The organism is Hymenobacter sedentarius (genome assembly GCF_001507645.1).
GTDB lineage: Bacteria > Bacteroidota > Bacteroidia > Cytophagales > Hymenobacteraceae > Hymenobacter > Hymenobacter sedentarius.
The window spans coordinates 1,182,436-1,208,971 of the sequence record NZ_CP013909.1; the positions used below are offsets into that span (position 1 = coordinate 1,182,436).

A 26,536-nucleotide genomic window follows, 5' to 3' on the forward strand; every position below is an offset into this window, starting at 1 on the left:
GTGTACGACCAACTATTGCGCAAAGAGGCCACGCTGGCCGTCATCGGCCTCGGCTACGTGGGCTTGCCCATCGCCCTCGAATTCGCGAAACAACTCAAGGTCATTGGCTTTGACATCAACGCCACCCGGGTAGAACAGATGAAGCAGGGCATTGACCCGAGCGGTGAACTGGAAAAAAAGGATTTTGAAGGCTGCGACATCACCTTCACCGATTCGCTGGAAGTGCTGCGCCAGGCCCAGTTTTACATCGTGGCCGTTCCCACGCCCATCGACGAGCACGCCCAGCCCGACCTCAAGCCGCTGCTCGGCGCCTCGTCGTCGGTGGGTAAGGTGCTGAAAAAGGGCGACTACGTGGTGTTTGAAAGCACCGTGTACCCCGGCTGCACCGAAGAGGACTGCATTCCTGTAATGGAGCGCCATTCGGGCCTGAAATTCCCCAACGACTTCAAAGTGGGCTACTCGCCCGAGCGCATCAACCCCGGCGACAAGGAGCACACGCTGCGCCGCATTGTGAAGGTGGTATCCGGCAACGACCAGGAAGCCCTCGACACCATCGCCAAAGTGTACGAGCTGGTAGTAGACGCCGGCGTGCACCGCGCCAGCAGCATCCGCGTGGCCGAGGCCGCCAAAATCATCGAAAACACCCAGCGCGACGTCAACATTGCGCTGATGAATGAGCTGTCGATGATTTTCGACCGCATGAGCATCAACACCTACGAGGTGCTGGAGGCGGCCGGCACGAAGTGGAACTTCCTGCGGTTTTCGCCCGGCTTGGTAGGCGGGCACTGCATCGGCGTCGACCCGTACTACCTCACCTACAAGGCCAAAGAGTTGGGCTACGACGCCAAGGTCATCCTGAGCGGCCGCACCACCAACGACAACATGGGAGCCTACATCGCCCGCAAAACGGTGCAGATGATGATTAAAAAAGGCAAGGACGTGGCCAAGAGCCGCGTGCTTGTGATGGGCGCCACCTTCAAGGAAAACGTGGAAGATATCCGCAACTCCAAAGTGGCCGACGTCATCCAGGAGTTGAAGAATTTCTCGGTGAACGTGGACATCGTGGACCCGCACGCCGACTCCAACGAGTTGCACCACGAATACGGCTTCCGCCTTACCCACAACGACGACGTGCGCTCGGACTACGACGCCGTTATCGTGGCCGTAAGCCATCTGCCCTACGCCTCCAAGGACGAAGCCTATTTCCAGTCTATCACCTCGGACAACGCTGTGCTGGTCGACATCAAAGGCCTGTACCGCGGCAAAATGAAGGATATCCAGTACTGGAGCCTGTAAATCAACCCGAAAGATGCTATGTGGACTTGGCTCCGCAGGGTCTAGTCCCTTAACTTATGACGACATCACGCACCAAAATTCTCGTTACTGGCGGGGCCGGCTACATCGGCTCCCACGCCGTAGTCGAGTTGTACCAGGCAGGTTATCAGCCCGTCATTGTTGATAACTTCAGTAATTCGCAGGAGTCGGCGCTGGCCGGCATCGAATCCATCCTGGGAACGACGGTGCCCATCTACCGCATCGACTGCGCGGATGAAGCCGCCCTGCGCGGAGTGTTCGCGGCCGAGCCCAACATTGCCGGGGTCATTCACTTTGCGGCCTTCAAGGCCGTGGGCGAATCGGTGCAGAAGCCGCTGGCCTATTTCAAAAACAACGTGGGCTCCCTGCTTGCCCTGCTGGCGGTAATGCCCGAATTCGGGGTCGAGAATCTGGTATTCTCCTCGTCCTGTACCGTATACGGCATCCCCGATGCGCTGCCCGTGACGGAGGCCACGCCCACCAAGCCCGCCTCCTCGCCTTATGGCCGCACCAAGCAGATGTGCGAAGACATTGTGCACGATGTCGCGGCTGCTCCGGACAACAAGCTGCGCACTATCTTGCTGCGCTACTTCAACCCCATTGGCGCGCACGAGTCAGCCAAGATTGGCGAACTGCCCTTGGGGGTGCCCAATAATCTGGTACCGTTTATCACCCAGACGGCCGCTGGCATCCGGGAGAAGCTGACCATCTTCGGCAACGACTACGACACCCCCGACGGCACCAACATTCGCGACTACATCCACGTGGTGGATTTGGCGAAATCGCACGTGGTGGCGGTGCAGCGGCTATTAGACCACAAAGCCACCGACACGGTGGAGACATTCAACGTGGGCACGGGCCACGGCAACTCGGTACTGGAGGTTGTGCAGACCTTTGAGCGGGTTACCGGGCAGAAGCTCAACTACAGCATTGGCCCCCGCCGGCCTGGCGACGTGCCGGCCATCTACGCCGATGCCACCAAGGCTGCCGAAGTATTGGGCTTCCGCACCGAGACCTCACTGGCGGATTCGTTGGCCAGCGCCTGGAAGTGGCAGCAGACACTAGCCAAGTAAATAATTAAAAAAGCCCGTCATGCTGAGCGCAGCCGAAGCATCTCTACCTCAATACTAATCCAATCGACGGAAATAGTTGCGTGGTAGAGATGTTTCGGCTGCGCTCAGCATGACAAACCATTTAAACACATGAAAATCCTTATCACCGGCGGCGCCGGTTTCATCGGCTCTCACGTCGTTCGGTTGTTCGTTACCAAGTATCCCGACTACCAGATTCTTAACCTCGACGCCTTGACTTACGCTGGCAACTTGGAGAACCTGCGCGATATCGAAGGCGCTGCTAATTACCGTTTTATCAAAGGCGATATTGCCGAACAAGCGTTTGTCGACCAGCTATTTGCCAATGAAGAGCCAGACGCCGTGATTCACTTGGCGGCTGAGTCGCACGTGGACCGAAGCATCACCGACCCGATGGCCTTTGTGAAAACCAACGTCATTGGCACGGTGAACCTGCTGAACGCGGCCCGGAACCTCTGGCAGCCCGGCGGCTACGACGGCCACGTGTTCTACCACGTGAGTACCGACGAAGTGTACGGCTCGCTGGATTTCGGCCCCGAGATGTTCACCGAGGAAACGGCTTACGACCCCCGTTCGCCTTACTCAGCCTCCAAAGCCAGCTCCGACCACTTCGTGCGCGCCTGGCACCACACCTACGGCATGCCCATTAAGTTGAGCAACTGCTCGAACAACTACGGCCCCAATCACTTCCCCGAGAAGTTGATTCCGCTGGCTATTCACCGCCTGCGCACTGGCCAGCCGGTGCCCGTGTACGGCAAAGGTGAGAACGTGCGCGACTGGCTGTTCGTGAAAGACCACGCTACAGCCATCGACGCGGTATTTCACAAGGGCAAAAACGGCGATACGTACAATATCGGCGGCGTGAACGAGTGGCAGAACCTGAAACTCATTGAGCTGCTCTGCGACGTGGTGGACCAGAAAACCGGCCAGGCGCTAGGTACTTCGCGCAAGCTCATCAAGTTTGTGACTGACCGCGCGGGCCACGACATGCGCTACGCCATCGACTCATCCAAAATCATGAATGAGCTGAGCTGGAAACCGAGCGTGACCTTCGAGCAAGGACTGGCGCAAACCGTGGATTGGTACCTGGCCAACGAGGAGTGGCTGAACAGTGTGACCAGTGGTGCGTATCAGGAGTATAACCAGAAGCAGTACGCGGGGCGGTAACGCTTCAGTTAACAGTTATCAGTGAGCAATGAACAGTTTCGTTCGATAGCCTGCTGAATAACTGTTCACTGCTCACTGATAACTGTTAACTGACCTTATGTACGAAACCCCATTTCACGAGCAGCCGCTCGATAACCTTACTTTTCTGGTCACCGGTGGTGCGGGCTTTATCGGTTCCAATATCGTGGAGTACTTGCTGAAGTACGGCGTTAAAAAGGTGCGTACGCTGGACAACTACTCCAACGGCTTCCGCAAGAATCTAGCGCTGTTTGCCGGCAACCCAGCCCTGGAAATCATGGACGGTGACATCCGCGATGCGGCGGTTTGCGCCGCCGCCTGCGCCGGAGTCGATGTGGTGCTGCACGAGGCCGCCCTCGGCTCGGTGCCCCGCTCCATCAAAGACCCAGTGCTGACCAACGACGTGAACGTGGGAGGTTTTGTCCAGATGCTCACGGCGGCCAAAGATGCCGGCGTGAAGCGCTTCGTATATGCCGCCTCGTCCTCGACTTATGGCGACCACCCCGGCCTGCCCAAAGTGGAAGACCGGATTGGTAAGCCACTTTCGCCTTACGCCGTCACGAAGTACGCCAACGAGCTGTACGCTGACGTGTTTGCCCGCACTTACGGCATGGAAATCGTTGGCCTGCGTTACTTCAATATCTTCGGTCCGCGCCAAGACCCGGGTGGGGCCTACGCGGCGGTGATTCCGTTGTTCATCGACGCCATCCTGCAAAACCAGCCGCCTACGCTCAACGGCGACGGCGGCCAGACCCGCGACTTCACCTTCGTGGAAAACTGCGTGCAAGCCAACATCCGGGCCGCGCTGGTGCAAAAGCCTGAGGCTCTGGGCCAGGTTTACAACATTGCAGTAGGCGACCGAACTTCATTGGTGGAGATGTACGACATCCTGCGTGAAGAAGCTGGCTCTGACCTGGCGCCCAAGTTTGGCCCTGACCGGGCTGGTGACATCCGCGACTCTCTGGCTGATATCTCCAAGGCCAATAACTTGCTGGGTTACGAGCCGCAGATTCGCATTCGCGAAGGCCTGCGCCAGACCCTAGAGTGGTTTAAGGCCAACCAGGAGTTTATCGCTGAGCGCAACTAATCGCGCAAAGCCTTTGCGAAGCTTAAAAGTAAGTTTCGCAAAGGCTTTGTGGGCAAGACATTGCGAAACCTAATTTTTTAAACTTAGCGAAACCTCGCGCTCATGAAGGGAATTATTCTCGCCGGCGGCTCCGGCACCCGTTTGCACCCGCTCACGCTCGCCGTGAGCAAGCAGCTCATGCCGGTGTACGACAAGCCGATGATTTACTACCCACTGTCGATTCTGCTGATGGCGGGCATTCGAGAAGTGCTGATTATCACCACACCCCACGACCAGGCGCAATTTCAAAAGCTGCTCGGCGACGGCAAGAACCTAGGCTGCGATTTCCAATATGCGGTGCAGGAGGTGCCCAACGGCCTAGCTCAGGCCTTCGTAATTGGCGCCGATTTTATTGGGGATGATAAAGTAGCCCTGGTGCTTGGCGACAACATCTTTTATGGCGCGGGCCTGGAGGAACTGCTGAAATCCAACAGCGACCCAACCGGCGGCGTGGTGTTTGCCTACCACGTGCTCGACCCCGAGCGCTACGGCGTGGTGGAGTTCGACGGCGATAAGAAAGCGTTGAGCATCGAGGAGAAGCCTGCCCAGCCCAAGAGCAATTACGCGGTGCCCGGCTTGTATTTCTATGACAACGACGTCATTGAAATCGCCAAAAACCTGGAGATGAGCCCGCGTGGCGAATACGAAATTACCGACGTGAACCGCGAGTACCTGCGGCGCGGCACGCTGAAAGTAGGCATTCTCGGCCGCGGCACGGCCTGGCTCGATACCGGTACGTTTGAAAGCCTGATGCAGGCTGGCGAGTTTGTGCGCGTGATTGAGCAGCGCCAGGGGCTGAAGGTGGGCGCTATTGAAGAAATTGCCTATCGGCAGGGCTTCATCGACGCCGACCAACTGCGGGCCATTGCAGCGCCGCTGCGCAAAAGCGGCTACGGTGATTACCTGATGCACCTGCCCGAGCAGTTGGTGATGGCCGAGTAAGAAAAGCTTCTAAAACAGAAACGCCCCGCAGCATTGTTGCGGGGTGTTTCTGCTATTAGGCAGCTGATATAGTGCCATCCTTCCGGCGAATTGCGGCGGCTGCCGGTCTGGATTGCTGATTAGCATGGGTAGAAAGCTGAGCTAAAAACCGGTCTTGGTAGGACGTACCTTGCGGCTCACTCTTAATAGGGCTGACCGGGCGAATGCTTTCATTTTGAGGCAACTTTTTCGGCGTTGTCGCCCGTGTGAAACATTACCCATTCATCGAAAATTCGCTCTTTCATGGCCAAAGCCAGAACTGTATTTTTCTGCCAATCCTGCGGTGCCCAATCGGCAAAATGGATAGGCCGCTGCCCCGCGTGCGGCGAGTGGAACACCTACGTGGAGGAAGTGGTGCAGAAGGAAACCGTGGCCACTACCACGGGCCAGTGGAAGCCCGCCAGCACCGTGCCCGGCGGCAACCTTACCAAGGCCGCGAAGTCGGTGCCCCTCGGCGACATCCTGGCCGAGGACGAGCCCCGCATCATCACGCCAGATGGCGAGCTAAACCGAGTGCTGGGCGGTGGCCTGGTGCCCGGCTCCATTGTGCTCATTGGCGGCGAGCCCGGCATTGGCAAGAGCACGCTGATGCTGCAAATTGCCCTGAGCCTGCGCAAGATGAAGGTGCTCTACGTGAGCGGCGAGGAAAGCGAAGCGCAGATAAAAATGCGGGCCGAGCGCATGGCCGACGGCCAACACCCTGGCTGCTACATTCTCACGGAAACCAACACCCAGAATATCTTCCGGCAGATTGACCAAGTCCAGCCCAATATTCTGGTCATCGACTCCATCCAGACCATGCATTCCACGCTGGTGGAGAGCGGCGCGGGCAGCGTGAGCCAAGTGCGCGAGTGCACCGCCGAGTTTCTGAAATTTGCCAAGGAAACCAGCACGCCGGTGCTGCTCATCGGCCACATCACCAAGGACGGCAGCATTGCCGGCCCGAAGATATTGGAGCACATGGTGGACACCGTGCTGCAGTTTGAGGGCGACCGGCACATGAGCTACCGCATTCTGCGCACCACCAAAAACCGCTTCGGCAGCACCTCGGAGCTGGGCATTTACGAGATGCAGGGCGACGGCCTGCGGCAGGTGAGCAACCCGTCGGAAATCCTGCTTTCGCAACGCGCCGAGAGCTTGAGCGGCATGGCCATTGGGGCTACGCTTGAGGGCAACCGCCCGCTGCTGGTGGAGGTGCAGGCCCTCGTCACGCCCGCCACCTACGGCACGCCGCAGCGCAGCAGCACCGGCTTCGACAGCAAGCGCCTGCAAATGCTCCTGGCTGTGCTGGAGAAGCGCGCCGGCCTGCGGCTGGGCCAGCACGACGTGTTCCTGAACATTGCCGGCGGGCTGCGCCTCGACGACCCGGCGCTGGACATGGCCGTGTGCGCGGCGGTGGTGTCTTCGCTGAACGACCTGCCCATTCCCGGCGATGTGTGCCTGGCCGCCGAGGTTGGGCTGAGCGGCGAAATCCGCGCTGTGTCGCGCCTTGACCAGCGCCTGGCCGAAGCCGAGAAATTAGGATTCCGGGAAATGTACGTTTCGCACTTCAACGGTAAAGGGTTGGACCTGGCGCGGTTTGGATTAAAAGTGCAAGCCGTTAGCCGGCTCGATGAGGTACTGAACGGCTTGTTCGGCTAAGGGAAAAGGGTGCTGATAATCAGCCTCTGGCTGCGGCGGTAAGCAACCGCCAAAACTGGCCCAGGCACGGCCGCTAATAAATGACAAATGCCAGATTTGTATTTTATAAATCGAAAAGCCTTATCTTCGGATTGCTGATATGCTTTTACCGCGAATTCATAGATAAGGCCGGTAATCGTTGTATTTTTTTTGGTTGGTTTTTGGCGTTCCGTGGTGGTCGTCGGCCGCTAGTTTTTCGTGATATGATGTCATCCTTTGTCACCTGTGTGCGCTGCCTGCTGGGCACGGCGCTGCTGCTGGCGCCGGTGCTGAGCCATGGGCAGAGCAAGCCTGCTCCAGCGGCGGTTCCCGCACAGAAGAAGCCGGCGCCGGTTGCCAGCCCGGCGCCGAGCAAGGCCGTTCCCGCGATAAGTGTGGTTCCCGGTAAGGCGGCTCCCGCCCCGGCAGCTGTACAAGGCAAGCCCGCTCCGGCAGCGGCCGCAGCCGCAGTACCAACCAAACCGGCAGTAGCTCCGGCGCCGCCTGTACCAACAGGCAAGGCAATCCTCACGGGCCGCGTGAGCGGACCTACCACCGATACCGTGGCCGTTTCGCTGCGGGAAAACCCGCTCGACCCCAAGGAGAAGCTGATTCGGACGGCCGTAAACGAAAAAGGCGAGTTTAAGCTGGTGGTGCCGGTAAGCGGCGCAACCAAAGCCGACCTGGTGTACGGCGACGACGTGGCGCCGCTGTTTCTAGACCCCGGCACCGACATGGACGTGCGCTTCAAGGGCAATGACATGTCGAGCACGTTGAGATTCAAGGCCAACGATGTGCCTACGGGCTTTACCACCAAGCTCCGCAACCGCTCGAACCTAAACGACGAGCAGCGCCACCGCCAGCAAGCGGCCAATGCAAACAACTACCTAGTGGAAGCGGATGCGCAGTTCGTCGAAAACGATGGTTTTCAGGTGCTCCCGGACAACATCCAGCTCTACGAAGCCCCGTTTCTGTCGTTCCTGGAATACCGCCGCAAGCACGAGTTTGAGTTTTTGGAAGACCACGCGGCCAAGCAGTCGTTTACGCAGGAGTTCTACAACTACGCCCACGCGGAAGTGGTGTACGCCTATGCCAACGACCGACTGACGTTTCAGGACCTGCGCGAGCAGGTGGTGAACACCGAAGGCCGCCTGAAGATGGCCCCCGACTACTACAACTTCCTGCGGGAGCCCGGCCTGCTCAACGAACCCAACGCGGCCCAGAGCGAGCTGTACCACGAATTCCTGCTGAACTACGTGCATTTTGCTGTGGCCCAGGAAAAGCACCTGCGTACCGACCCCGATTTCTACCCGGCGTCTTACGCGCTGGCCAGCAAGAAGCTCACCGGCCCCACGCGGGCCATTATCCTGGGGCGCATTTTGCAAGAGTCCTTCCGGTTTGGGCACGTGAAGCAGTCGGCGGCCATGCTGGCCGACTTCCAGACCTACGACCCCAAGAACCAGTACTACCCCACGCTGCAATTTGACTTTGACCGGCACAAGGACTTTGCGATTGGGGCGCCCGCGCCCGATTTCAAGCTGCCCACGGCCAACGGCGACACGGTAAACCTGCACGATTTTGCCGGCAAGCTGGTGTACCTCAATTTTTGGAAGACCACCAACGGCTTGTGCCTGCGCGACCTGGCTTACGCACAGGACCTGATTCGTCGGTTTGAAGGCAAGAACATCACCTTCATCAACATCGCCCTGGATGAAAACGAGCAAGCCTGGCGCCAGCTCGTGACCGTGAAAAAACTCCCCGGCGTGCAGGTGCGCGTGCCCGGCGGGGGCCTGCGTTCGCCCGTGGCCCAAGCCTACGCACTGCAGGAGGTGCCGACTTACATGCTGGTCGGAGAAGACGGTACGTTCCTCAACACCAAGCCCAAGCGCCTTAGCAGCCGCGCGGCCATCGACGAAATCAACCAGTCGTTTGGCAAAGCCAGCACTTACACCAGCGCCATCGATTTCCCTTCTACGAAAAAATAGCCGCCCGCAATAAATTATTGGTCATCCTGAGTGCAGGGAAAGACCTTATCCCGTTGGTATTGTTTAGGTGGTCCCCTCTCCACCTGGCGCTACCCGGATAAGGACCTACCCCGCGCTCAGGATGACGTATTTTTAGCCCAACCTATCTTTCTTCTATTCGTTACGCCCGAGCTACCGCGCTTCTTATGCCCTTCCCCTTCGCCGACGGCGTTAACGTTCTGTCCAAAGCCACGCCGCTCCGCATCTGGAACGCTACCCAAATCGTGGGCTCTTACATCCTGAGTAAAATCACGGGCAAGGCCCGGCTCGCGGGGCTGCCCATGGCGCTCAGCTTTGAGCCCACCACCAGCTGCAACCTGCGCTGTCCGGAGTGCCCCAGCGGGCTGCGCTCCTTTACGCGGCCCACGGGCATGCTGCCGGCCGATTTGTTTAAGAAGACGATTGACGAAGTGGCCAGCCGGCTGTGGTACCTCATTTTCTACTTTCAAGGCGAGCCGTACTTGCACCCGCAGTTTCTGGACCTGGTGAAGTACGCGGCCGATAAGGGCATCTACACCGCCACCAGCACCAACGCCCACTACCTCAACGACCAGAACGCCCGCCGCACCGTGGAAAGCGGCCTGGACCGCCTCATCATCTCGCTTGATGGCACCACCCAGGAAGTGTACCAGCAGTATCGCGTAGGCGGCAAGCTCGAGAAGGTGCTGGAGGGCACGCGCAACATCGTGAAGTGGCGCAAGGAGCTGAAGTCGAGTACGCCGCGCATCATCTTCCAGTTCCTGGTGGTGCGGCCCAACGAGCACCAGATTGACGACGCCAAGCAGCTAGCCGATGCCATGGGCGTGGACGACGTCTGGTTTAAAACCGCGCAGATTTACGACCACGAGCACGGCTCGCCGCTCATCCCCACCATCGACTACTACTCGCGCTACCAGAACAACGCCAACGGCAGCTGGAGCCTGAAAAACAAGTTGGTGGACCACTGCTGGAAGATGTGGCACTCCTGCGTTATCACCTGGGATGGTTTAGTAGTGCCCTGCTGCTTCGACAAAGACGCGGAATACCGCCAGGGCGACCTCAAGACCGAAACCTTCCGCCAGCTCTGGCGCGGCCCCAAGTACCAGCAGTTTCGCGGCAGCCTGCTCAAAGGCCGTGACCAGATTGAGATGTGCCGCAACTGCTCGGAAGGCACCAAAGTCTGGGGGTGAGTTTCATTTATCAATTAACATTTAACAGCCGTTCTGAAGGACCACATGGGCCCGTCGGAACGGCTGTTAAATGTTAATTGATAACTGTTAAATGACCTACTTGTGGCCCTTCATCAGGTTTTTGCCCAAGTCTTCTACTTGCTTAAGGAATTCGTCGGTTTCGGTGTCGGCGTAGACGCCGTAGGCGGAAGAGATGGTGCCTTTCACGCCGTCGTTGGCTTCGATGGCGTAGAGAATGGACATGTCATCGGGGTTGCTCTCGCCCTCGAAGCGGTAGAAATCGACAATGGTTACTTCGTCGGGGGCGTAGCTCTTGTTCGAGTCGTTGCCAATGGTTTGCAGACGGCCGTCCACAACGTTGAAATCCTGCGTGAAGCCATCCTTGTTCAGTTTGTTTTCAACGTTCACGAGTGAGCGTTCTTCTTCTTTGTCCTGCATGGCGGTGAGTGTTTTGGGGAGAGTAAAGACGGGGCGGCAACGCACTAACGCAGCCCGCCCCCGCGTCGGCTATACGCAGCCGGGGCGGGGGCGGGTTATCTACGTCATAAGAAAATACAGGCGAAGCCGCGCGGGCGATTAGCGGTGCGCTTGGGCGGCGGTGCGCGCTTCGATGGTGCGCTGAAGCTGGTCTACGTCGAGCGTGCCGCAGGCGCCGCTGCAGCCTTTGGCGCAGCCGGCCGCCGTCTTGCTGAAAAACGCCCGCCAGAAAATCCGGCCCACGTAGAAAGCCGCTGCCACAAACAAAGCGGCAATCAGCAAATACTGAATTTCGACGGAGGTGAGGGCGAGCAGGAGCATGCTAAAGAAACTGCGTTGGAAAGAGAATAGTTTGTCGGCCGGGCTGCCTTTTAAAACCGGCTTGGGCTACTGCCAAAACTCGCGAATGGTTTGCTGCATTTCGGCGTGCAGATGGCCGTTGCTGGCCACAATTTCGCGGCCGAACAGCGGGTCGCCGTCTTCCAGAAACTGGGTGACGTGCCCGCCCGCTTCGCGCACCAGCAAAATGCCCGCCGCCACGTCGTAGGAATTGAGGTTGAACTCGAAGAAGCCCTCGTACCGACCAGCGGCCACGTAAGCCAAATCCACGGCCGCGGAGCCAAGCCGGCGCACGCCGTGGCTGCGGCTCATAAAGGCGCCGAGCACCTGCAAGTAGGTGCCCATCTGGCCAAAGTCCTTGTAGGGGAAGCCAGTGGCAATGAGCGAGCTATTTAGCTCGGGAATGTCGGTGACGCGGATGGGCAGGTCGTTGCAAAAGGCGCCGCTGCCGCGCACGGCCCGGAAGCTCTCGTCGCGGTTTACCTCGTGCACCACGCCGATTACCAGCTCTTTCCGGTGCAGCAGCGCCACGCTGATAGAATAGACCGGCAGGCCGTGCACGAAGTTGGTGGTGCCGTCGAGCGGGTCAATTATCCAGGTAAATTCCTCGGTGTGAGTGTCCGGACCGGCGGTGCCTTCTTCGGTGATGAAGCCCGCCTCAGGCAGCAGCTGGCGCAGGCCGGCCACCAGTTTGCGCTCGGTTTCCTGGTCCACGTAGCTCACCAGGTCGTGCACGCCTTTGTGCTCAATTTTGCCGCGGTCGAACGTCGCAGCTTCCTGGCGGATAAACTGAGCAGTGGTGCGGCACAGGGATGCAAGGTCGAGGGAGAGCGTAATGAAATCAGTGGGCATAAGTGGAGCTGTAGGGGAAATTCAAAGGCCTGCCGAGCAAGCATGGGAGTGGGCCTTTTAACGGGACAGCTGCTTTTTCTGCCAGCTTACCCATACCGCTACTGCCAGCAGGAGCACCGCCAGCACTTGCGAGCTGCGCCCGATCAGCTCCCCATACCGGGCGTAAAACGTTACCTCGTCGTTGAGGTGCACGGTGCCGCGGCTGGCAGCCGGAATCCAGGCCGGCTCAAGCTGCGTGATTTCTCCCTTCTGAGTAATGAAGCCCGTGAAGCCCGTGTTGGCCGAGCGGGCTAGGTCGCGGCGCGTTTCGATGCAGCGCAGGGCGCCGTAGCGCAGCAACTGGCGGTAGCCGGGCGAGTCGTGCCACCAGGCGTCGTTCGTGATGAGGCCGAGCAGCGTGGCGCCATTGCGGGTGTATTCGGCCACGAAGTCGCCGTAAATGGATTCGTAGCAGATAACCGGCGCCACGCGCAGCGCAGAGGCATTGGCAGGCGCAGGGTACACGGTGCGCTCGGGCTGGCTGCCGACGCTGCCAACGGTGCCGCCGAGGTCGATGTGGGAAATGACCGAGGCCAACACCGGCGGAATCTTCTCCACGCCCGGCACCAAGCGCGACTTGTGGTAGAAGGCAATCGGCGCGGTGGCGTTGGCAAAGTACGCGCCGGTGTTGAAGATGTCGTAGTAGCCTAGGTCGTCGCGGTAGCGGGCGGTTTCGCTGGCGGCGTCTTTGTTGGCGTACGAGTTGATGGTGGTGATGCCCGTGAGCAGCGCCACTCCAGGGTGCTGAGCTAGCCACTGCCGCACCCGCTGGATTTTGGGGTTGCTCTCAATTGTGTTTTCCCAGTACGACTCTTCCAGCGCCGTTTCGGGCCACAGCACGAGGCGCGTCTGGGGCGTGAGCTTTTGCTCCGACAAGCTCAGCAGCCGGGTGAGCTGGTCTTCGTAAGGCACGAATTTGGCGCCACCTTCAAACTTCTCCACGTAAGGGTCAAGGTTGGGCTGCACCACGATAACCTCCGCCGTGGGGCCTTTTTCTTTATAGGCTGCCCCAATAAAATAAGACAGCAGGATGGGAATGATGATGGCCAATACAGGAAAGGCGAAAGGCGCACGCCGGATAGCCGGGCCCGCTATTATCGGTCTGTTGACAGCCGCATCCTTGGTAACCGTGCCACCCGTTGGGGCTGACCAGCCCAATCTTGGAATGCGATTTACCAGTTCAAAAAAGAACAGCAAATTCACGGCCCATACCCACACCGAGCCGCCCAGAAAGCCCGTGTACTCGTACCACTGCACCCACTGCGGCGCGGCCGCGAAGCCATTGCCCAGCGTGAGCCAGGGCCAGGTCAGGTCCCAGGTGAGGTGCAACTGCTCGAAGGCAATCCAGAAAATGGGCAGCGACAGGTAGCCGATGCGGTTGCCCAGGCGCTTCTTGGTTTGGCGGAAGGCCATGAGCGGCAGGCACAGCAGCAGCGCGTTGAGCACCACGGCGGCAATGCCGGCAGGGAGCTCCGCATAGCTTACCCACCATGTGGTTAGCGCATTCCAGAGCACCAAAAAAAGATACGTGTAGCCAAACACGCGCCGCTTGCTGGCACCTTTCAGGGTGAGCTGCCGCTCCATGAGCAGGTATGGCACCCAGCCAATGAAAAGCAGCAGCGACAGCGGCGCCGACGGCTGCGGCGGCCAGCCGCCCCAGAGCAGCAGGGCGCCGAGCACGGCCAGCACCGCCGGGCGCGGGAGCCGGCTAGTCTTCGCTGTCGGGGGCATCGCCGTCGGCGCGGCGGTATCGGTCTTCGCGGCCAGGGCGGGGCTCGCGGACGGGCGGGGCAAGATTTCCTTCGACGACAACGACAATTTCTCCTTTAATAGTAGTACGGGCGGCAAAGTCAGCCTCGAGGCTGGCCAGCGTACCGGTTACGGTTTCTTCAAATAATTTGGTCAATTCGCGGCTCACGGAAGCTGGCCGCTCGGGTCCGAGCACCTCGGCCAGCTGGCCCAACGTCTTCACGATGCGGTGCGGCGACTCGTAAAAAATCATGGTCCGGGTTTCCGACGCCAGCTCCCGTAAGCGCGTCTGCCGCCCTTTTTTCACTGGCAAAAAGCCTTCAAACGTGAACCGCTCAGCTCCAAACCCCGACTTGAGCAACGCCGGGACAAACGCCGTGGGGCCCGGCAGGCACTCCACGCCCAAGCCCTGCGCCAGGCACTCGCGCACCAACAGAAACCCGGGGTCGGAAATTCCGGGCGTGCCGGCATCCGAAATCAGGGCCATGGTTTCGCCCTTGGCCAGGCGCTCGAGCAGCCGGGGCACTTGCTGGTGCTCGTTGTGCAGGTGGTAAGAAAGCAGGGGCTTCTTCAGGCCCAGGTGCTGCATCAGGCGGCCGCTGGTGCGGGTGTCTTCGCAAAGCACCGTGCCCACTTCGCCCAGAATGCGGATGGCCCGCAGGGTAATGTCTTCCAGATTGCCGATAGGCGTGGGCACGAGGTAAAGAACCGTGTTGGGCATAAAGCAAAGGTAGCCGCTGCGCTTAATGAGGAGGAATGACGCTTCGCTTAATGAAGAATGAAGAATTAGGAATGAAGAATTGGAATTGAGCTAACTGTCGGGACTTCCTCATTATTATTCCTTCCTTATCCATTAAGCGAAGCGCCACTCATTCCTCATTCAATGTCGCATAGCGGGCGGCTACCGCATCAATGGCGGCAGCTAGGCGGTGGTCGCGCTTGGTTACCGTGTTGCCGGCGTCGTGGCTGCGGAGGCGAAATTCGACGGCGTTGTATTCATTGCTGAACCACGGGTGATGGTCGAGCCGCTCGGCTTCGGCCGCTACTTCGGTGAGGAACGCGAAGGCGGTTTTGAAGTCCGCAAAGCGAAAGCTGCGGCGGAGGCTGTTGTCGGTTTCGGTCCACATAGACGTAAGGAAATTGTCGTATTCAGAGCCGGGGCGACAGGCGCGTGAAGCACAACCCAAACGGCCAAACTAAAGTACACCTTACTCTAAGTCGCTTCATCAACTCTCCAACAAAAACAATGGCCATCGACCCTAACAATCGCCCCATTCGCGTCATCAATGACGACACGACCAATGAAGAAATGGAGGCCGGCCACCACATCCCCAACGCTGACCCGCCCAAGAACGAAGCTGCCCGCGGCGGCTTTGGCAACCGCGACGGAAAAGAAGGCTTTGGCACCGACAGCGCGGGCGGCGAAACCGCCTTGTCGGTGAACGAAACCGCCGACCGCATGAGCCCGCCCCACGACAACATGCGCTCCACCGACGAGGGCCGCCCCGACCGGCCCAACCAGGACATGCCCGCTGACTCCGAGTACACAGAATCGATAATTCCCTCGGGCCGCCCGCTAGACGAACTCGACGCGCACGACCTGCGCCCCGGCGTGGACGAAATGCGCAACCCCAACTCCCGCGTGGGCATGGGCCAAATGGAGCCGCGCCCCATCCAGCCCATTACCGGTACCGATACCAACGCCGAGCTGAACGACCCCAACGCCAGCGACACGGCCATCGACCAGTAGCATTGGGCTGCTGATAACCGGTTACGAAGCCCGAAAATCCCGATTCCTTTCCTGTTTTCACTTACTAACCTTCTCTTATCATGCCGTACAAAAGCAATAACACCAACCAGCAATCCGGCGAAAACAAAGGCGCTCCGGCGGGCGAGGGCTTGCCAAAAGGCACCGGCGACCTGCCCGCACTGGAGCAAGACGAGGCCATGCAGGCGCGCCTGGAGCAGGAAGCCATCGATGCCGGCCTGCGCCATCCCAACCGCAACCTCGACAAGCCCGAGCTAGACCGCCCGGCCTACGGCGGTGGGCACTAGCAAGCCCCGGTCTCACAACCAGCACGTCATGTTGAGCCAGCCGAATCGGCGCTGCCGCAAGAGTAATCCGTTACTTTTCCGGCGAGGCGCCTCGGCCGGCTCAACATGACGTTTCTGTTTTTTACCAACCCCCGCTCTGTGCGCCGCTACGCCACCACCGACCTGCACGGCTGCCTGCATACCTTCCGCTACCTCGTGGAGGAAGAACTCCGCCTGACCCCCGACGACGAGCTGTACCTGCTGGGCGACTACGTGAACAAGGGCCCCGACAGTCGCGGCGTGCTCGACTACCTCATGCAGCTGCAAGCCACCGGCCACCGCGTGCACTGCCTGCGGGGCAACCACGACCAGGCCCTGCTCGACTCGTCCCGCCACCGCTGGCGCTGGGACTGGCTGGGACCCCGCGGCCGCCTGCCCACATTGCGCAGCTTTGGCGTGCGGCGCATGGCCGATATCCCGGCGCGCTACCTCGAGTGGCTGGCGGCCCTGCCGTACGAAATTGAGCTGGACGACTTCGTGCTGGTGCACGCCGGCTACAACTTCGCGCTTCCGCCCGCCGAAATGCGGCGCGATTACGACAGCATGCTCAACATCAAGAAGTTTGTGTTCGACCCCTCGCGGCTCGAAGGCAAACGCCTCTTGCACGGGCACGTGCCCAACCCCACGGCCCAGGTACTCGCCAAGGTCAGCGCCCGCCCCGAAGTGCTGGGCCTGGATACCGGCTGCGTGTACCGGCACAACCCCGAGCTCGCGCACCTGGCTGCCCTCGACCTCGATACCTGGGAGTTGACCTTGGTCGCCAACCGTGAGCCGCCCTACGCCATTGGCAAGCGTTAAGACCAACAATCAGTAAAGCGCCTCAAAGCCGCCGCTGCTCGAAATGAGTTGCGGCGGCTTTTGCATAGGGCGAATGGCTAGCCTGCAAACGGCTAGGGGGTACTCTTGAATAGTTGGTCAACAAGAGTGCTAATGGGAAATAGTATCCGCTAATTTGGTCATTTATAATAAATATAATATTCAATATAAATGATGCATTTGTAGAAAATAAAATTGAAGGATTATTTGATAGCAATTGCATTGGAGGAATAAAAGAGCAATTAAATTGTACTATGACAAGCGCTTATTGAGGTGCCTATTGCGTCTAAAACGAGTAGGCAATAGGTTTGATAAATTATATTCTGCCCTACCTCTGCACCTAGTAAAGATTATTCAGGTCTCTGCTCACTTACTAGTATGAGTATCGCCGGAAGGGAATGCTTGTGCCTGAAGCCAATACCAAAGTTGGCCTTACAATTATCCCGATACAAACCCATAAAAAAGTAGCCATCAAAATCATTTAGCTCCGTTTCGTCTCATTTAGTTCTGCCCCATGACACACAACTTACCTTATCCTATAAATACTTCTGCGTCGCTGCCAGCAGCTTCGCTATTGACCCGGCAGCGTTGGCAACTGCTGGGATTATTTCTCGGCTTGCTGTCGCCGCTGGCAGGGCATGCCCAAGCCAAAATAACTTGGACGGTTGGCACCTCCAAAAACTCAGATTACCCAACCATCGGCGCGGCTTTGGCTGATGTGCCAGCCACGCTCAACAAACCTTACGAGTTGCAGCTTATAGACCCCAGCTACTCTGAGGATGTGCTGCTAAATAAAACCGGTTCGGTGGGAAATACTCTTACCATACGCCCTGCTGTAAACGAGATTGTTTCCATAACCGGCACCGTTACGTTTGGGAGCGGTAGCGCTTACACCTCGCTGATTGGAAACAGCGGCAGCAGTGCCCAAAAAACGCGCGCCATCACGTTGCGCCAGCAAGACCTGACCAAGTCTACCTTGGTGTTCAAAGACGATGCTTCTAACAACGTGGTAAGCGAAGTAGTGATACTGGGCGCTACCAGCTCGCTCACCAGCGGGGTAGTGGTAGTAGGCGATGGCGTGAGCACTGGCAACGACAATAATTCGCTCACCAAAAGCTTTATAGCAAATTCTGGCCCGGCGCTGATTCCAGCCAACCTTGTGTATGCTGCTAACGCAGGCGGCGGCACAAATGACGCTTTTACATTGAGCGGCAACGAACTGTTTGACTTTTCGAATGCCGGTGTGCTGGTCGCCGCGGGTAATGGCGACCAATGGACCATCAGCGGCAACAGCATTTATAACAACTTGGCCGTGGCCCCAACCACGGCCCAAACCGGCATTGCTTTTCAGGCTGGCAGCGGTGCCAATGACGTAACGGTAACCAATAACTTTATCGGTGGCGACTCTCCAAGTGCTACCGGTTCTTGGGTCAACGCCGGTACGCAAGATTTTCGGGGTATTGTAATGAACTGTGGCTTAAGCACCACACTTAATAACGTGGTGACGGGAAACACCGTCAGAAACATTAAGTTGACGGGCGCGGGTAACCAATCGTTGTTCGCCTTAGAAATGGCTGCAGGCCGCATCGAACTCAATACGAATACCGCTACCCTCTTAAATAATGCGGGGACGGGTGGGGTTCTGAACCTTAAAACCCGAGCCACCCTGGTGTTGAGCCCCTTTACTATTGAGACTGGTCAGAAGATGGCAGTTGAAGGCGGCTTGACAGAAGTTCAGGGTAACCTAACCATAACCGGTATCCTAACCAATACCGGAGGCTACATTCTGATTAACGGGGACTTAATTGGTGCGGGTTCGTTTGGTCAAACAGCAGGAAATTTGGAGATTAAGGGCAATATGCTAAACACAGGTCAGTTTAACTGCTACTCAGGCAAGGTGTTACTGACCGGAGTAGGCACCCAGAAAGTAAGCGGTGGCAGCTATTCTAACTTGGAAGTGAACGGTTCGAGCACCAAAACCTTTACCGGAAACGCTACTGTATACGACGGGGTACAGATGGTGAGCGGTGTACTTGCTACCACCAACAGATATTCCCTAAACCTTGCCAGCCTAGCCAATCTTACCGAAACGGAGACGTCTTATGTATTAGGCCGTGTGGACGTGAGCCGTACCCCGGTTGCCGATAAAATTGAAAACTTCGGCGGCATAGGCTTGCTAATGCAGCCAGCTGCCGCATCCACCCTGCCTGGCTTAACTAATGTTACCCGTATCACAGGAACGGCACCTATAGGCGTGTATGGTCGCGAAGGGGTGTTGCGGTACTTTGATATTGATACGGAGGTCACCACGGATTTGAACGTGAACATGACGTTCATGTACTTCACGCACGAACTGAACGGCATTGCCTCTGCCAACCTGAAGTTTTTCAAGTCGCTGAGCGGCTCTACGCCTTGGCAGAACAAGGGCGTAAGCAGCCTGGGCGCTGGCTACGCGGTTCTTAATGGCATAGATAACTTCGCTTCCGCACGCTGGACCCTGGGCGATGTGACCAACCCACTGCCGGTAGGCCTCACCGCTTTCCAGGCGGAACGCCAGGGCCGCAATGCCGTGCTCACTTGGGCCACGGCTTCGGAGCACAACAACCGCGGCTTTGGCATCGAAGTATCCTTGGATGGCAAAAGCTTTAAGCAAATTGGGTTTGTGGAGGCTGCGGGCAATGGCAACAGCAATTCCGCCCAGGCCTACCGGTTTGTGGACGCCGCCGAAGGCAAAGTCGGGGCCCGCTACTATCGCCTGCGGCAGGTTGACCAGAACGAAGCGGCCTCTTTCTACGGCCCGCAGCAGCTCAACTTTGATGCGCAAGTGGCTTCGTTTGCCGCTTATCCCACTCAGTTTGCCTCCGGTTTCACGGTGGCCCTCACCAGCCCAACGGCTTCCACCGCTACCCTGCGTCTTATCGACATTATGGGCCGCGAGGTGTGGCGCCAAGAGGTAGCTAGCGGCGTGCGGCAGGTGCAGCCCAACTGCGCTGCGGGTAGCTACATTCTCACCGCTACGATAAATGGCCAGGTGTTGCGCCAGCGTGTGGTAAAAGAATAAGGTGCAGCGCCCCCCCCCGGCGGCGGCGTATCCTCAACAAAAAAGCCCCGCCGTTATTCGGCCGGGGCTTTTTTGTTGGGCTGACTTTACTGCCGCTTGGCGACTAAGAATATCATCAAATGCGCTGCCTGGGATGTGCCCGTAGCAGAAGGCCCGGAAAAGAATTGGCTACTCGTTCTCCAATACCCGGGCGGCTACTACCTTCTGCGCCGAGGCGCGGTAAGGGCTAAGGGAATCGGCGGCCACGGCGCGAAGCGTAGCCAGGGCCTGCGCCCGTTCCTGAGCTTGCCAGTAAGCCATGCCCAAGTGGTAGCGGGCGCGGCGCGCTAGCTCGCCGCGGCCTTCCTCGCTCACGCGCCGGAGGTAGAGCTGGGCGGCGTTGCCCTGGCCTCCGCGCAGGAGGATGAGCCCCCGCAAATACAGCAGTGTATCGGCCCCCACTTTGGCGGGTGATACGCGACCGAGCGAGTGCAGGGCCGCCGGGTAGTGGCCGGCCTGGTACTGGTCCAGGGCCTCGCTGAGCAGGGGGCGGGTGTGCAGCAGGCCCGTGGTGACGGTGGGGCCGGGGTCGGGCTGGTAGTAGGCTTCCCAGTTGCGCGCGGGCCGGGCGGGGTCGGGCCGGCTGAAGTACCAGGCGGCAATGCCCGCACTCAGCAGGAGCACCAGCCCTAGCGTGCCAAGCACGGCCCAGCGGCGCTGCCGGCGCTGCACCAGGCGGTGGGCGCGCTCCAGGGCATCGCCGCGCTGGTTCATGCGTTCGTCGAGGGCCTGCAGGCGCAGGCGCAGGGTGTCGTGGCCGGCGGCCCACCGCAGGTCGGCCGTTAGCTGCTCGTAGGCGGCGTGGGCGTCGGCCAGGGCCTCGTCCTGCTCCAGCCGCAGCTCAAAGGCTTCCTGCTCCTCGGGCAGCATTTGTCCGTCGGCGAAGCGTTCCAGCTCATCGAAATAAGGGCGCAGGTCGGGAGACGGAGTCGGTAGACTCATTTCAACAGCTCGTAAAGTTTGCGCAGGCATGCGCTTTTCTGGATGCGGGCCACGGTAGCATTCGCGTAGCCCATTTTGCCCCCCATCATTTCGAAATGGTAGCCACGGAAGTAAAAGTAAGTCAGCACCTGCTGGCAATCCGGGCCGAGCTGGTTGAACTGGGCCAGCAGGCGCTGGCGGCGGCTGGCTTCGGCGGCCGGCAGGGGCTGGTGGGCGGGCACATGCGCCGCCAGGCGCAGCCGGGCCATGCCGTAGACGTGGGCCCGCAGGTCGGCAGGCATCAGCGTGAGGCGGCCGTCGGCTACTTGGTCGTAGAAGTCGAGCAGGGTGTCTTGCAGCAGCTCGTGGGCCTGCGGCGCGGCCAGCCGCAGCTGGCGCTGGGCCCAGCGGGCAAACAGGTGCCGGCTGCTTTGGTAAAAGTCAATCAGGAACTTCTGATTGCCGACGCGCAGCTGGGTAAGGGTTTCGGCGAGAGGCGCAGACATGACTGAATAACTAAGGCACTGGCAAGTAACAACGGAAATAGCAGATGAGGTTATTTTCGGGCCGGGCGGGAGCCTTCACCGGCAATCTGCTATTTCCCCAATCCACCAAATAGCCGCATCCCCCGGCGCGTCTTACCTTTGGCGTTATGCAAACAGCCGCCCCCGCCCGCCTTCTCGACACCGCCGTTTTCGACCTCATCGCGCAGGAGAAAACCCGCCAAACCCACGGCCTCGAGCTCATTGCCTCCGAGAACTACGTTTCGGAACAGGTAATGGCCGCCCAAGGCTCCGTGCTCACCAACAAGTACGCCGAGGGCCTGCCCGGCAAGCGCTACTACGGGGGCTGCGAAATCGTGGACCAGGTGGAGCAGTTGGCCATCGACCGCGTGAAAGAGCTGTTTGGCGTCGCCTGGGCCAACGTGCAGCCCCACTCCGGGGCGCAGGCCAACGCGGCCGTGATGCTGGCCTGCCTGCAGCCCGGCGACAAAATCCTGGGCTTCGACCTGAGCCACGGCGGCCACCTTACCCACGGCTCGCCCGTAAATTTCTCGGGCAAGCTCTACCAGCCCAGTTTCTACGGCGTAGAGAAAGAAACCGGCCTCATCGACTGGTCGAAAATCAAGGACATTGCCCGCCGCGAGCGGCCCAAGATGATAATCTGCGGGGCCTCGGCCTACTCCCGCGACTGGAACTACGCCGCCCTGCGCGAAGCTGCCGACGAAGTAGGCGCGCTGCTGCTGGCCGACATTTCGCACCCCTCGGCTCTGATTGCCAAGGGCCTGCTCAACTCGCCGTTTGAGCACTGCCACATCGTGACCACCACCACCCACAAAACCCTGCGCGGCCCCCGCGGCGGCCTCATCATGTTGGGCAAAGACTTCGAGAATCCCTTCGGCATGAAAACGCCCAAAGGCGAAATCCGCCAAATGTCGGCCGTGCTCGACGGGGCTGTGTTCCCCGGCACCCAGGGTGGGCCGCTCGAGCACGTCATCGCCGCCAAAGCGGTGGCGTTTGGCGAGGCACTGAACGACGATTTCAAGACCTACACCCAGCAGGTGGCCCGCAATGCCCAGGTGCTGGCGTCCAGCTTCATGGGCATGGGCTACGACATTATCTCGGGCGGTACCGACAACCACCTCATGCTGATTGACCTGCGCTCGAAAGGCATCAGCGGCAAGCTGGCCGAAAACACGCTGGTGCGCGCCGATATCACCATCAACAAAAACATGGTGCCCTTCGACGACAAGTCGCCGTTTGTGACCAGCGGCATCCGCATCGGCTCGGCCGCCGTAACTACCCGGGGCCTGGGCGAAACCGACATGGTCCGCATTGTGGAGCTGATTGACGAAACCCTGACCCACCACGACAACGACACCCGCATCGGGCAGGTGCGGCAGCGGGTGAATACCTGGCTGCAGGACTACCCGCTTTTTGCCTAAGGTGAAATGGTGAGATGGTGAACTGGTGAGTGCACTAGTTCTAGGCCCTGTCGCTGCCAAGCCGTTTGCTAAGGCCGGGGTTGGCGCGCTTACCGGTCCACCATCTCGCTGCTCACCAGTTCACCATCTCACCATCTCACTTAGTGCAACCTCAACCGCAACAACAAAAACCGCTGGGCGAACAGCACGAAATGTCCTTCATCGACCACCTGGAGGCGTTGCGTTGGCACATCATCCGGGCGGCTATTTCGGTAGTAGTGTTTGCTACCGGTGCCTTTTTCGCCAAAGACTTCCTGTTCCACGACCTGATTCTGGGCCCTTCGCGGCCCGATTTCTGGACGTACCGCATGTTCTGCAAGTTTGGTCAGTGGGTGCACGCCCCGGATTTGTGCATCGATAAAATCGGGTTTGTGATTCAGAACCGCGAGATGAGCGGGCAGCTCACCATGCACATCAGCACCTCGTTTATGGTGGGCATTGTGCTGGCGTTTCCGTACCTGTTCTGGGAAATCTGGCGCTTTGTGAAGCCCGGCCTGTACCCGCACGAGCGGCAGAACTCGCGCGGGGCGGTGTTCTTCGTGTCGGTGCTGTTTATGCTGGGCCTGCTGTTCGGCTACTACATTGCCGCACCCCTGAGCATCAACTTCTTGGCGGGCTACGTAGTGGACCCCACCATTGAGAACCAGATTGATATGCAGAGCTACCTGAGCACGCTCACCACCATGAGCATCTCGTGTGCCTTCGTGTTTGAGCTGCCGATGATAGTGTTTTTCCTGGCTAAAGCCGGGCTGGTGTCGGCCGAGATTATGCAGGTGTACCGCAAGCACGCCATTGTGGTTATCCTCATTATCGCCGCCGTCATCACCCCGCCCGATATCTCCGCCCAGATTATCGTCACCATTCCCATCTTGCTGCTCTACGAGCTGAGCATTCACATTGCCCGCGTGGTGCGCCGCGGCGACACTGCCCGGCTCAACGCCAAGCTGAAACAAGAGTAGCCGCGCGGGGCGGCCGGCCCAGGCCGCCGCTCACCCTCCCTTGTTTCCTTGCCTCGTCACTTTACTGCCCTTACAACCATGAAAATCGCACTCGGGTCCGACCACGCCGGCTTTGCCCAAAAGGAAATGCTCCGCACCTGGCTAAGCGGCCAGGGCTACGAAATTCAGGATTTCGGCACCCACTCCGCCGATTCGATGGACTACCCCGACGTGGCCCATCCGCTGTCGGAGGCTGTGGCAGACGGCGAATACCCCCAAGGGATTCTGCTCTGCGGCTCGGCCAATGGCGTCGCCATCACGGCCAATAAGCACGCCGGCGTGCGCGCCGCCATTGCCTGGCTGCCCGAGCTCGCCTCCCTGGCGCGGCAGCACAACAACGCCAACGTGCTGTGCGTCCCGGCCCGCTACGTAAGCGACGAGCAAGCTCAGGAAATTGTATCGGCCTTTCTCAAAACCGATTTTGAAGGCGGACGGCACCAGCAACGCGTGGCGAAAATAAACAGCTGAGCGCTGCTTGCGCCGATTTGGCAAAAAGGCTTCTGGTTTTAGCCCTTGGGACGGTTTATTTGGAATAGAATTTAAGCATGAATGTTAGTTGCCTTGTGCTTATCTTTGGCTAGCACTATGCAGCTAATGAGTAAGAGGCCCAGCTTTTTGAGGATATGGCAGACGGCCTTGGGGCTGTTGCTGTTATTGTCTCCGGGCTGGGCGGTGGCGGCACAGCCCGTGCCGGATGGTACCGAAGCCATTCGCCGGCAGCTGGCCGCCCACCCGGCCGATACCACCCGGCTGCGCCTGCTGAACCGCCTGTGCTACCTGTTGCACAACGAGCAGCCCGCCCGCGCGCTGCCGTTTGGCGAAGCGGCCGTGGCCTTGGCGCGCACCCTGCCAGCCGAAGGGCAAGGGCCAGGGCTGATGCACAGCCTGCTGTGCCTGGCCAGCTGCTACGCCAACCTCTCCAATGGTCCGGAAGCCCTGACCTTGCTCTCCGAGGCCCAAACCATTGCCCGTCGGCTGAACGATGTGGATGCCCTGGCCCGCACGTACACGGCGCAGGGCAGCATTTACCACGACCGGCGCGACTCCACTTCGGCCTGGCGGCACTACCAGCAGGCGCTGCAGCTTGTTTCGCGGCGCGACGTGACGCCGCGCACCCGCATGAAGCTGTTGGGCCACGTGGGCAACCTGTTCTTCCTGCGCGAGCAGTACCCGCAGGCCATGCATTTCGATTCGCTGGCCCTGGCCCTGGCCCGGCGCGAAGGCGATTCCACCGCGCAGTCGAACTACCTTTCCAGCCTGGCCAATTACCAGATGCAGGTGGGCAACCTGGGACGGGTGAAGCGGTTGCTCACGCAGGCGCTGGCCATCAGCCGGCGGCAACACGCCGTGCGCAACCAGGCCAACCAACTGGTGATGTTTGCCTTGTATTACGTGCAGAACCAGGAGCCGGAGCGCGCCGATGCGGCCTTGCGCGAAGCCCTGAAGCTGGCCCGGCAATGCGGCTACCTGGAACGGGTGCTCGATGCCTACAGCGTGTTGTCGGCCGAGGCGGCGGAGCAGAAAAACTACCAGCAAGCCTACGAGTGGAACCAGCGCTACGTGCAGCTGAACGACACCATCAACAACCGCCAGACCATTCAGACCCTGGCGGCCGCCCAGGTCAACTACGAAGCCCAGGAACGGGCCCGGCGCCTGCAGTTGCTTACCCAGCAGCACCACGAGCAAGTGTGGCACAGCCGCATTCTGGGGGCCGTGGTGGTGCTGCTGGCCCTGGGCCTGCTGGTTACGGTGTACCTCTACCGCAAGCTACGCCGCAACCGCTCGGCCTTGGCGGCTAAAAACCGGGACCTGAAAAAAACGTCGCTGGAGCTGCACAGCGTGGCCGCTTCCAAAGACAAGCTCTACGCCATTGTGGCCCACGACCTGCGCGGCCCCGTCACGGCCTTTGCGGGCGTCACCAGCCTCATTGATTCCTACATCGCCCAAAACGACCAGGCCGGGCTGGCGCGCCTGCCGGCGCTGGTGCGCCAGGCGGCCGACAGCCTCAACCACCTGCTCGACAACGTGCTGAACTGGGCCGTGAGCCAAACCGGCGAGCTGGATTGCCGCCCCATGCCCTTGCCCGTATCCGAGCTGTTTGCCGAGTGCCAGGCGCTGTACCAAACCACGGCTTCGGCCAGCTGGCAGCACATCACCATGTCGGCCCCGGCCGGCCTGCGCCTGATGGCCGACCGCAACATGACCCGCACCATTCTGCGCAACCTAGTGGGCAACGCCCTGAAGTTTATGCCCGCCGGTGGCCACGTGCACCTGGAAGCCGCGCCCGACCCCGACGACCCCCAAATGGTGCTGTTGAGCTGCACCGATACCGGCCCGGGCATGAGCGCGGCCACCGTGGCGGCGCTCATGAGCGGCCCGGCGCTGCCCGAGCCCACGGCCACGCCCCACGCCACCGGCCTGGGCCTGGGGCTGGCCCTGTCCCGGGCCTTTGTGCACAGGCACGGCGGCACGCTGGTCATTCAGAGCCGGCCCGGCGCGGGCACCAACGTCACGGTGAGCCTGCCCGCGGCCAAAAGCAAAGCAGATAAAGTGGAAGAAGCCCCGGTGCTAAAGCCCAAAAAAAGCCCTTCCTTTTAGGGGAAGGGCTTTTTTAGTGG

General features: G+C 59.6%; 24 protein-coding genes. 16 read left to right on the forward strand and 8 right to left on the reverse strand.

What is annotated here, in order from left to right; all coding sequences use genetic code 11:
• The 8 genes from AUC43_RS04995 to AUC43_RS05030 all read left to right on the forward strand — a co-directional run bounded on the left by AUC43_RS04995 (position 1) and on the right by AUC43_RS05030 (position 10,549).
• Positions 1–1,296 (forward strand): nucleotide sugar dehydrogenase, encoded by a 1,296-nt coding sequence (locus tag AUC43_RS04995; protein WP_068190618.1) that lies wholly within the window; start codon positions 1–3, stop codon positions 1,294–1,296.
• Between the two features lie 56 nt (positions 1,297–1,352).
• Complete coding sequence (gene galE, locus AUC43_RS05000; protein ID WP_068190621.1) at positions 1,353–2,387, forward strand: UDP-glucose 4-epimerase GalE; 1,035 nt, start codon at positions 1,353–1,355, stop codon at positions 2,385–2,387.
• 129 nt (positions 2,388–2,516) lie between these two features.
• Complete coding sequence (gene rfbB, locus AUC43_RS05005; protein ID WP_068190624.1) at positions 2,517–3,572, forward strand: dTDP-glucose 4,6-dehydratase; 1,056 nt, start codon at positions 2,517–2,519, stop codon at positions 3,570–3,572.
• Between the two features lie 97 nt (positions 3,573–3,669).
• Positions 3,670–4,677 (forward strand): SDR family oxidoreductase, encoded by a 1,008-nt coding sequence (locus AUC43_RS05010; RefSeq protein WP_068190626.1) that lies wholly within the window; start codon positions 3,670–3,672, stop codon positions 4,675–4,677.
• Positions 4,678–4,779: 102 nt separating this feature from the next.
• A complete protein-coding gene (gene rfbA, locus AUC43_RS05015) occupies positions 4,780–5,658 on the forward strand; it encodes a glucose-1-phosphate thymidylyltransferase RfbA (protein WP_068190629.1) in 879 nt (292 codons plus the stop codon).
• Between the two features lie 282 nt (positions 5,659–5,940).
• On the forward strand, positions 5,941–7,338 hold the full coding sequence (gene radA, locus AUC43_RS05020) for a DNA repair protein RadA (RefSeq protein ID WP_068190632.1): 1,398 nt from the start codon (positions 5,941–5,943) through the stop codon (positions 7,336–7,338).
• A gap of 242 nt (positions 7,339–7,580) precedes the next feature.
• Positions 7,581–9,341, forward strand: coding sequence for a TlpA disulfide reductase family protein (locus AUC43_RS05025; protein WP_157780934.1), 1,761 nt, complete (start codon positions 7,581–7,583; stop codon positions 9,339–9,341).
• 185 nt (positions 9,342–9,526) lie between these two features.
• A complete protein-coding gene (locus tag AUC43_RS05030) occupies positions 9,527–10,549 on the forward strand; it encodes an SPASM domain-containing protein (RefSeq protein WP_068190635.1) in 1,023 nt (340 codons plus the stop codon).
• 96 nt (positions 10,550–10,645) lie between these two features.
• On the opposite strand, the gene AUC43_RS05035 is transcribed toward AUC43_RS05030, so the two are convergent.
• From AUC43_RS05035 to AUC43_RS05060, 6 genes are all read right to left on the reverse strand, one after another.
• Positions 10,646–10,987 (reverse strand): hypothetical protein, encoded by a 342-nt coding sequence (locus tag AUC43_RS05035; protein ID WP_068190637.1) that lies wholly within the window; start codon positions 10,985–10,987, stop codon positions 10,646–10,648.
• Positions 10,988–11,125: 138 nt separating this feature from the next.
• Positions 11,126–11,347 (reverse strand): hypothetical protein, encoded by a 222-nt coding sequence (locus AUC43_RS05040; protein ID WP_068190640.1) that lies wholly within the window; start codon positions 11,345–11,347, stop codon positions 11,126–11,128.
• A 66-nt stretch (positions 11,348–11,413) separates the two neighbouring features.
• Complete coding sequence (locus AUC43_RS05045; protein WP_068190644.1) at positions 11,414–12,217, reverse strand: inositol monophosphatase family protein; 804 nt, start codon at positions 12,215–12,217, stop codon at positions 11,414–11,416.
• Positions 12,218–12,274: 57 nt separating this feature from the next.
• Positions 12,275–13,987 carry an apolipoprotein N-acyltransferase gene (gene lnt, locus AUC43_RS05050; RefSeq protein WP_068190647.1) on the reverse strand — a complete coding sequence of 571 codons (1,713 nt, stop codon included), beginning with the start codon at positions 13,985–13,987 and terminating at the stop codon, positions 12,275–12,277.
• The gene (gene rsmI / locus AUC43_RS05055; protein WP_068190649.1) at positions 13,965–14,726 is read right to left on the reverse strand and encodes a 16S rRNA (cytidine(1402)-2'-O)-methyltransferase; all 762 of its coding nucleotides are present in this window, start codon (positions 14,724–14,726) and stop codon (positions 13,965–13,967) included. Before rsmI ends, lnt begins: the two co-directional genes overlap by 23 nt.
• A gap of 148 nt (positions 14,727–14,874) precedes the next feature.
• Positions 14,875–15,132, reverse strand: a complete 258-nt coding sequence (locus AUC43_RS05060) for a 4a-hydroxytetrahydrobiopterin dehydratase (protein ID WP_068190651.1) — start codon at positions 15,130–15,132, stop codon at positions 14,875–14,877.
• A gap of 119 nt (positions 15,133–15,251) precedes the next feature.
• Here AUC43_RS05060 and AUC43_RS05065 point away from each other — a divergent pair, with 119 nt between their 5' ends.
• From AUC43_RS05065 to AUC43_RS05080, 4 genes are all read left to right on the forward strand, one after another.
• The gene (locus AUC43_RS05065; protein WP_068190653.1) at positions 15,252–15,755 is read left to right on the forward strand and encodes a hypothetical protein; all 504 of its coding nucleotides are present in this window, start codon (positions 15,252–15,254) and stop codon (positions 15,753–15,755) included.
• Between the two features lie 80 nt (positions 15,756–15,835).
• Complete coding sequence (locus tag AUC43_RS05070) at positions 15,836–16,060, forward strand: hypothetical protein (protein WP_068190656.1); 225 nt, start codon at positions 15,836–15,838, stop codon at positions 16,058–16,060.
• A 105-nt stretch (positions 16,061–16,165) separates the two neighbouring features.
• Positions 16,166–16,897 carry a metallophosphoesterase family protein gene (locus AUC43_RS05075; RefSeq protein WP_068190658.1) on the forward strand — a complete coding sequence of 244 codons (732 nt, stop codon included), beginning with the start codon at positions 16,166–16,168 and terminating at the stop codon, positions 16,895–16,897.
• 532 nt (positions 16,898–17,429) lie between these two features.
• The gene (locus AUC43_RS05080; RefSeq protein WP_082684915.1) at positions 17,430–19,976 is read left to right on the forward strand and encodes a T9SS type A sorting domain-containing protein; all 2,547 of its coding nucleotides are present in this window, start codon (positions 17,430–17,432) and stop codon (positions 19,974–19,976) included.
• A gap of 168 nt (positions 19,977–20,144) precedes the next feature.
• On the opposite strand, the gene AUC43_RS05085 is transcribed toward AUC43_RS05080, so the two are convergent.
• Both AUC43_RS05085 and AUC43_RS05090 read right to left on the reverse strand, forming a co-directional pair.
• On the reverse strand, positions 20,145–20,957 hold the full coding sequence (locus AUC43_RS05085) for a hypothetical protein (RefSeq protein ID WP_157780935.1): 813 nt from the start codon (positions 20,955–20,957) through the stop codon (positions 20,145–20,147).
• Positions 20,954–21,442: a hypothetical protein gene (locus AUC43_RS05090; protein WP_068190679.1), complete on the reverse strand. Its 489-nt coding sequence runs from the start codon at positions 21,440–21,442 to the stop codon at positions 20,954–20,956. The genes AUC43_RS05085 and AUC43_RS05090 overlap by 4 nt, the downstream gene beginning before the upstream one ends.
• Before the next feature lie 146 nt (positions 21,443–21,588).
• Here AUC43_RS05090 and AUC43_RS05095 point away from each other — a divergent pair, with 146 nt between their 5' ends.
• From AUC43_RS05095 to AUC43_RS05110, 4 genes are all read left to right on the forward strand, one after another.
• Positions 21,589–22,881: a serine hydroxymethyltransferase gene (locus AUC43_RS05095; RefSeq protein WP_068190680.1), complete on the forward strand. Its 1,293-nt coding sequence runs from the start codon at positions 21,589–21,591 to the stop codon at positions 22,879–22,881.
• Between the two features lie 143 nt (positions 22,882–23,024).
• Positions 23,025–23,879, forward strand: a complete 855-nt coding sequence (gene tatC, locus AUC43_RS05100; RefSeq protein ID WP_317206802.1) for a twin-arginine translocase subunit TatC — start codon at positions 23,025–23,027, stop codon at positions 23,877–23,879.
• Between the two features lie 78 nt (positions 23,880–23,957).
• Complete coding sequence (rpiB, locus tag AUC43_RS05105; RefSeq protein WP_068190687.1) at positions 23,958–24,386, forward strand: ribose 5-phosphate isomerase B; 429 nt, start codon at positions 23,958–23,960, stop codon at positions 24,384–24,386.
• Positions 24,387–24,563: 177 nt separating this feature from the next.
• Positions 24,564–26,516: an ATP-binding protein gene (locus tag AUC43_RS05110; protein WP_199243497.1), complete on the forward strand. Its 1,953-nt coding sequence runs from the start codon at positions 24,564–24,566 to the stop codon at positions 26,514–26,516.
• The last annotated feature ends 20 nt before the right edge of the window (positions 26,517–26,536 follow it).

Coding starts and splice junctions, on each gene's coding strand:
- galE (WP_068190621.1), top strand. CDS start 1,353: ATGACGACATCACGCACCAAAATTCTCGTTACTGGCGGGGCCGGCTAC.
- rfbB (WP_068190624.1), top strand. CDS start 2,517: ATGAAAATCCTTATCACCGGCGGCGCCGGTTTCATCGGCTCTCACGTC.
- AUC43_RS05010 (WP_068190626.1), top strand. CDS start 3,670: ATGTACGAAACCCCATTTCACGAGCAGCCGCTCGATAACCTTACTTTT.
- rfbA (WP_068190629.1), top strand. CDS start 4,780: ATGAAGGGAATTATTCTCGCCGGCGGCTCCGGCACCCGTTTGCACCCG.
- radA (WP_068190632.1), top strand. CDS start 5,941: ATGGCCAAAGCCAGAACTGTATTTTTCTGCCAATCCTGCGGTGCCCAA.
- AUC43_RS05025 (WP_157780934.1), top strand. CDS start 7,581: ATGATGTCATCCTTTGTCACCTGTGTGCGCTGCCTGCTGGGCACGGCG.
- AUC43_RS05030 (WP_068190635.1), top strand. CDS start 9,527: ATGCCCTTCCCCTTCGCCGACGGCGTTAACGTTCTGTCCAAAGCCACG.
- AUC43_RS05035 (WP_068190637.1), bottom strand. CDS start 10,987: ATGCAGGACAAAGAAGAAGAACGCTCACTCGTGAACGTTGAAAACAAA.
- AUC43_RS05040 (WP_068190640.1), bottom strand. CDS start 11,347: ATGCTCCTGCTCGCCCTCACCTCCGTCGAAATTCAGTATTTGCTGATT.
- AUC43_RS05045 (WP_068190644.1), bottom strand. CDS start 12,217: ATGCCCACTGATTTCATTACGCTCTCCCTCGACCTTGCATCCCTGTGC.
- lnt (WP_068190647.1), bottom strand. CDS start 13,987: ATGCCCCCGACAGCGAAGACTAGCCGGCTCCCGCGCCCGGCGGTGCTG.
- rsmI (WP_068190649.1), bottom strand. CDS start 14,726: ATGCCCAACACGGTTCTTTACCTCGTGCCCACGCCTATCGGCAATCTG.
- AUC43_RS05060 (WP_068190651.1), bottom strand. CDS start 15,132: ATGTGGACCGAAACCGACAACAGCCTCCGCCGCAGCTTTCGCTTTGCG.
- AUC43_RS05065 (WP_068190653.1), top strand. CDS start 15,252: ATGGCCATCGACCCTAACAATCGCCCCATTCGCGTCATCAATGACGAC.
- AUC43_RS05070 (WP_068190656.1), top strand. CDS start 15,836: ATGCCGTACAAAAGCAATAACACCAACCAGCAATCCGGCGAAAACAAA.
- AUC43_RS05075 (WP_068190658.1), top strand. CDS start 16,166: ATGACGTTTCTGTTTTTTACCAACCCCCGCTCTGTGCGCCGCTACGCC.
- AUC43_RS05080 (WP_082684915.1), top strand. CDS start 17,430: ATGACACACAACTTACCTTATCCTATAAATACTTCTGCGTCGCTGCCA.
- AUC43_RS05085 (WP_157780935.1), bottom strand. CDS start 20,957: ATGAGTCTACCGACTCCGTCTCCCGACCTGCGCCCTTATTTCGATGAG.
- AUC43_RS05090 (WP_068190679.1), bottom strand. CDS start 21,442: ATGTCTGCGCCTCTCGCCGAAACCCTTACCCAGCTGCGCGTCGGCAAT.
- AUC43_RS05095 (WP_068190680.1), top strand. CDS start 21,589: ATGCAAACAGCCGCCCCCGCCCGCCTTCTCGACACCGCCGTTTTCGAC.
- rpiB (WP_068190687.1), top strand. CDS start 23,958: ATGAAAATCGCACTCGGGTCCGACCACGCCGGCTTTGCCCAAAAGGAA.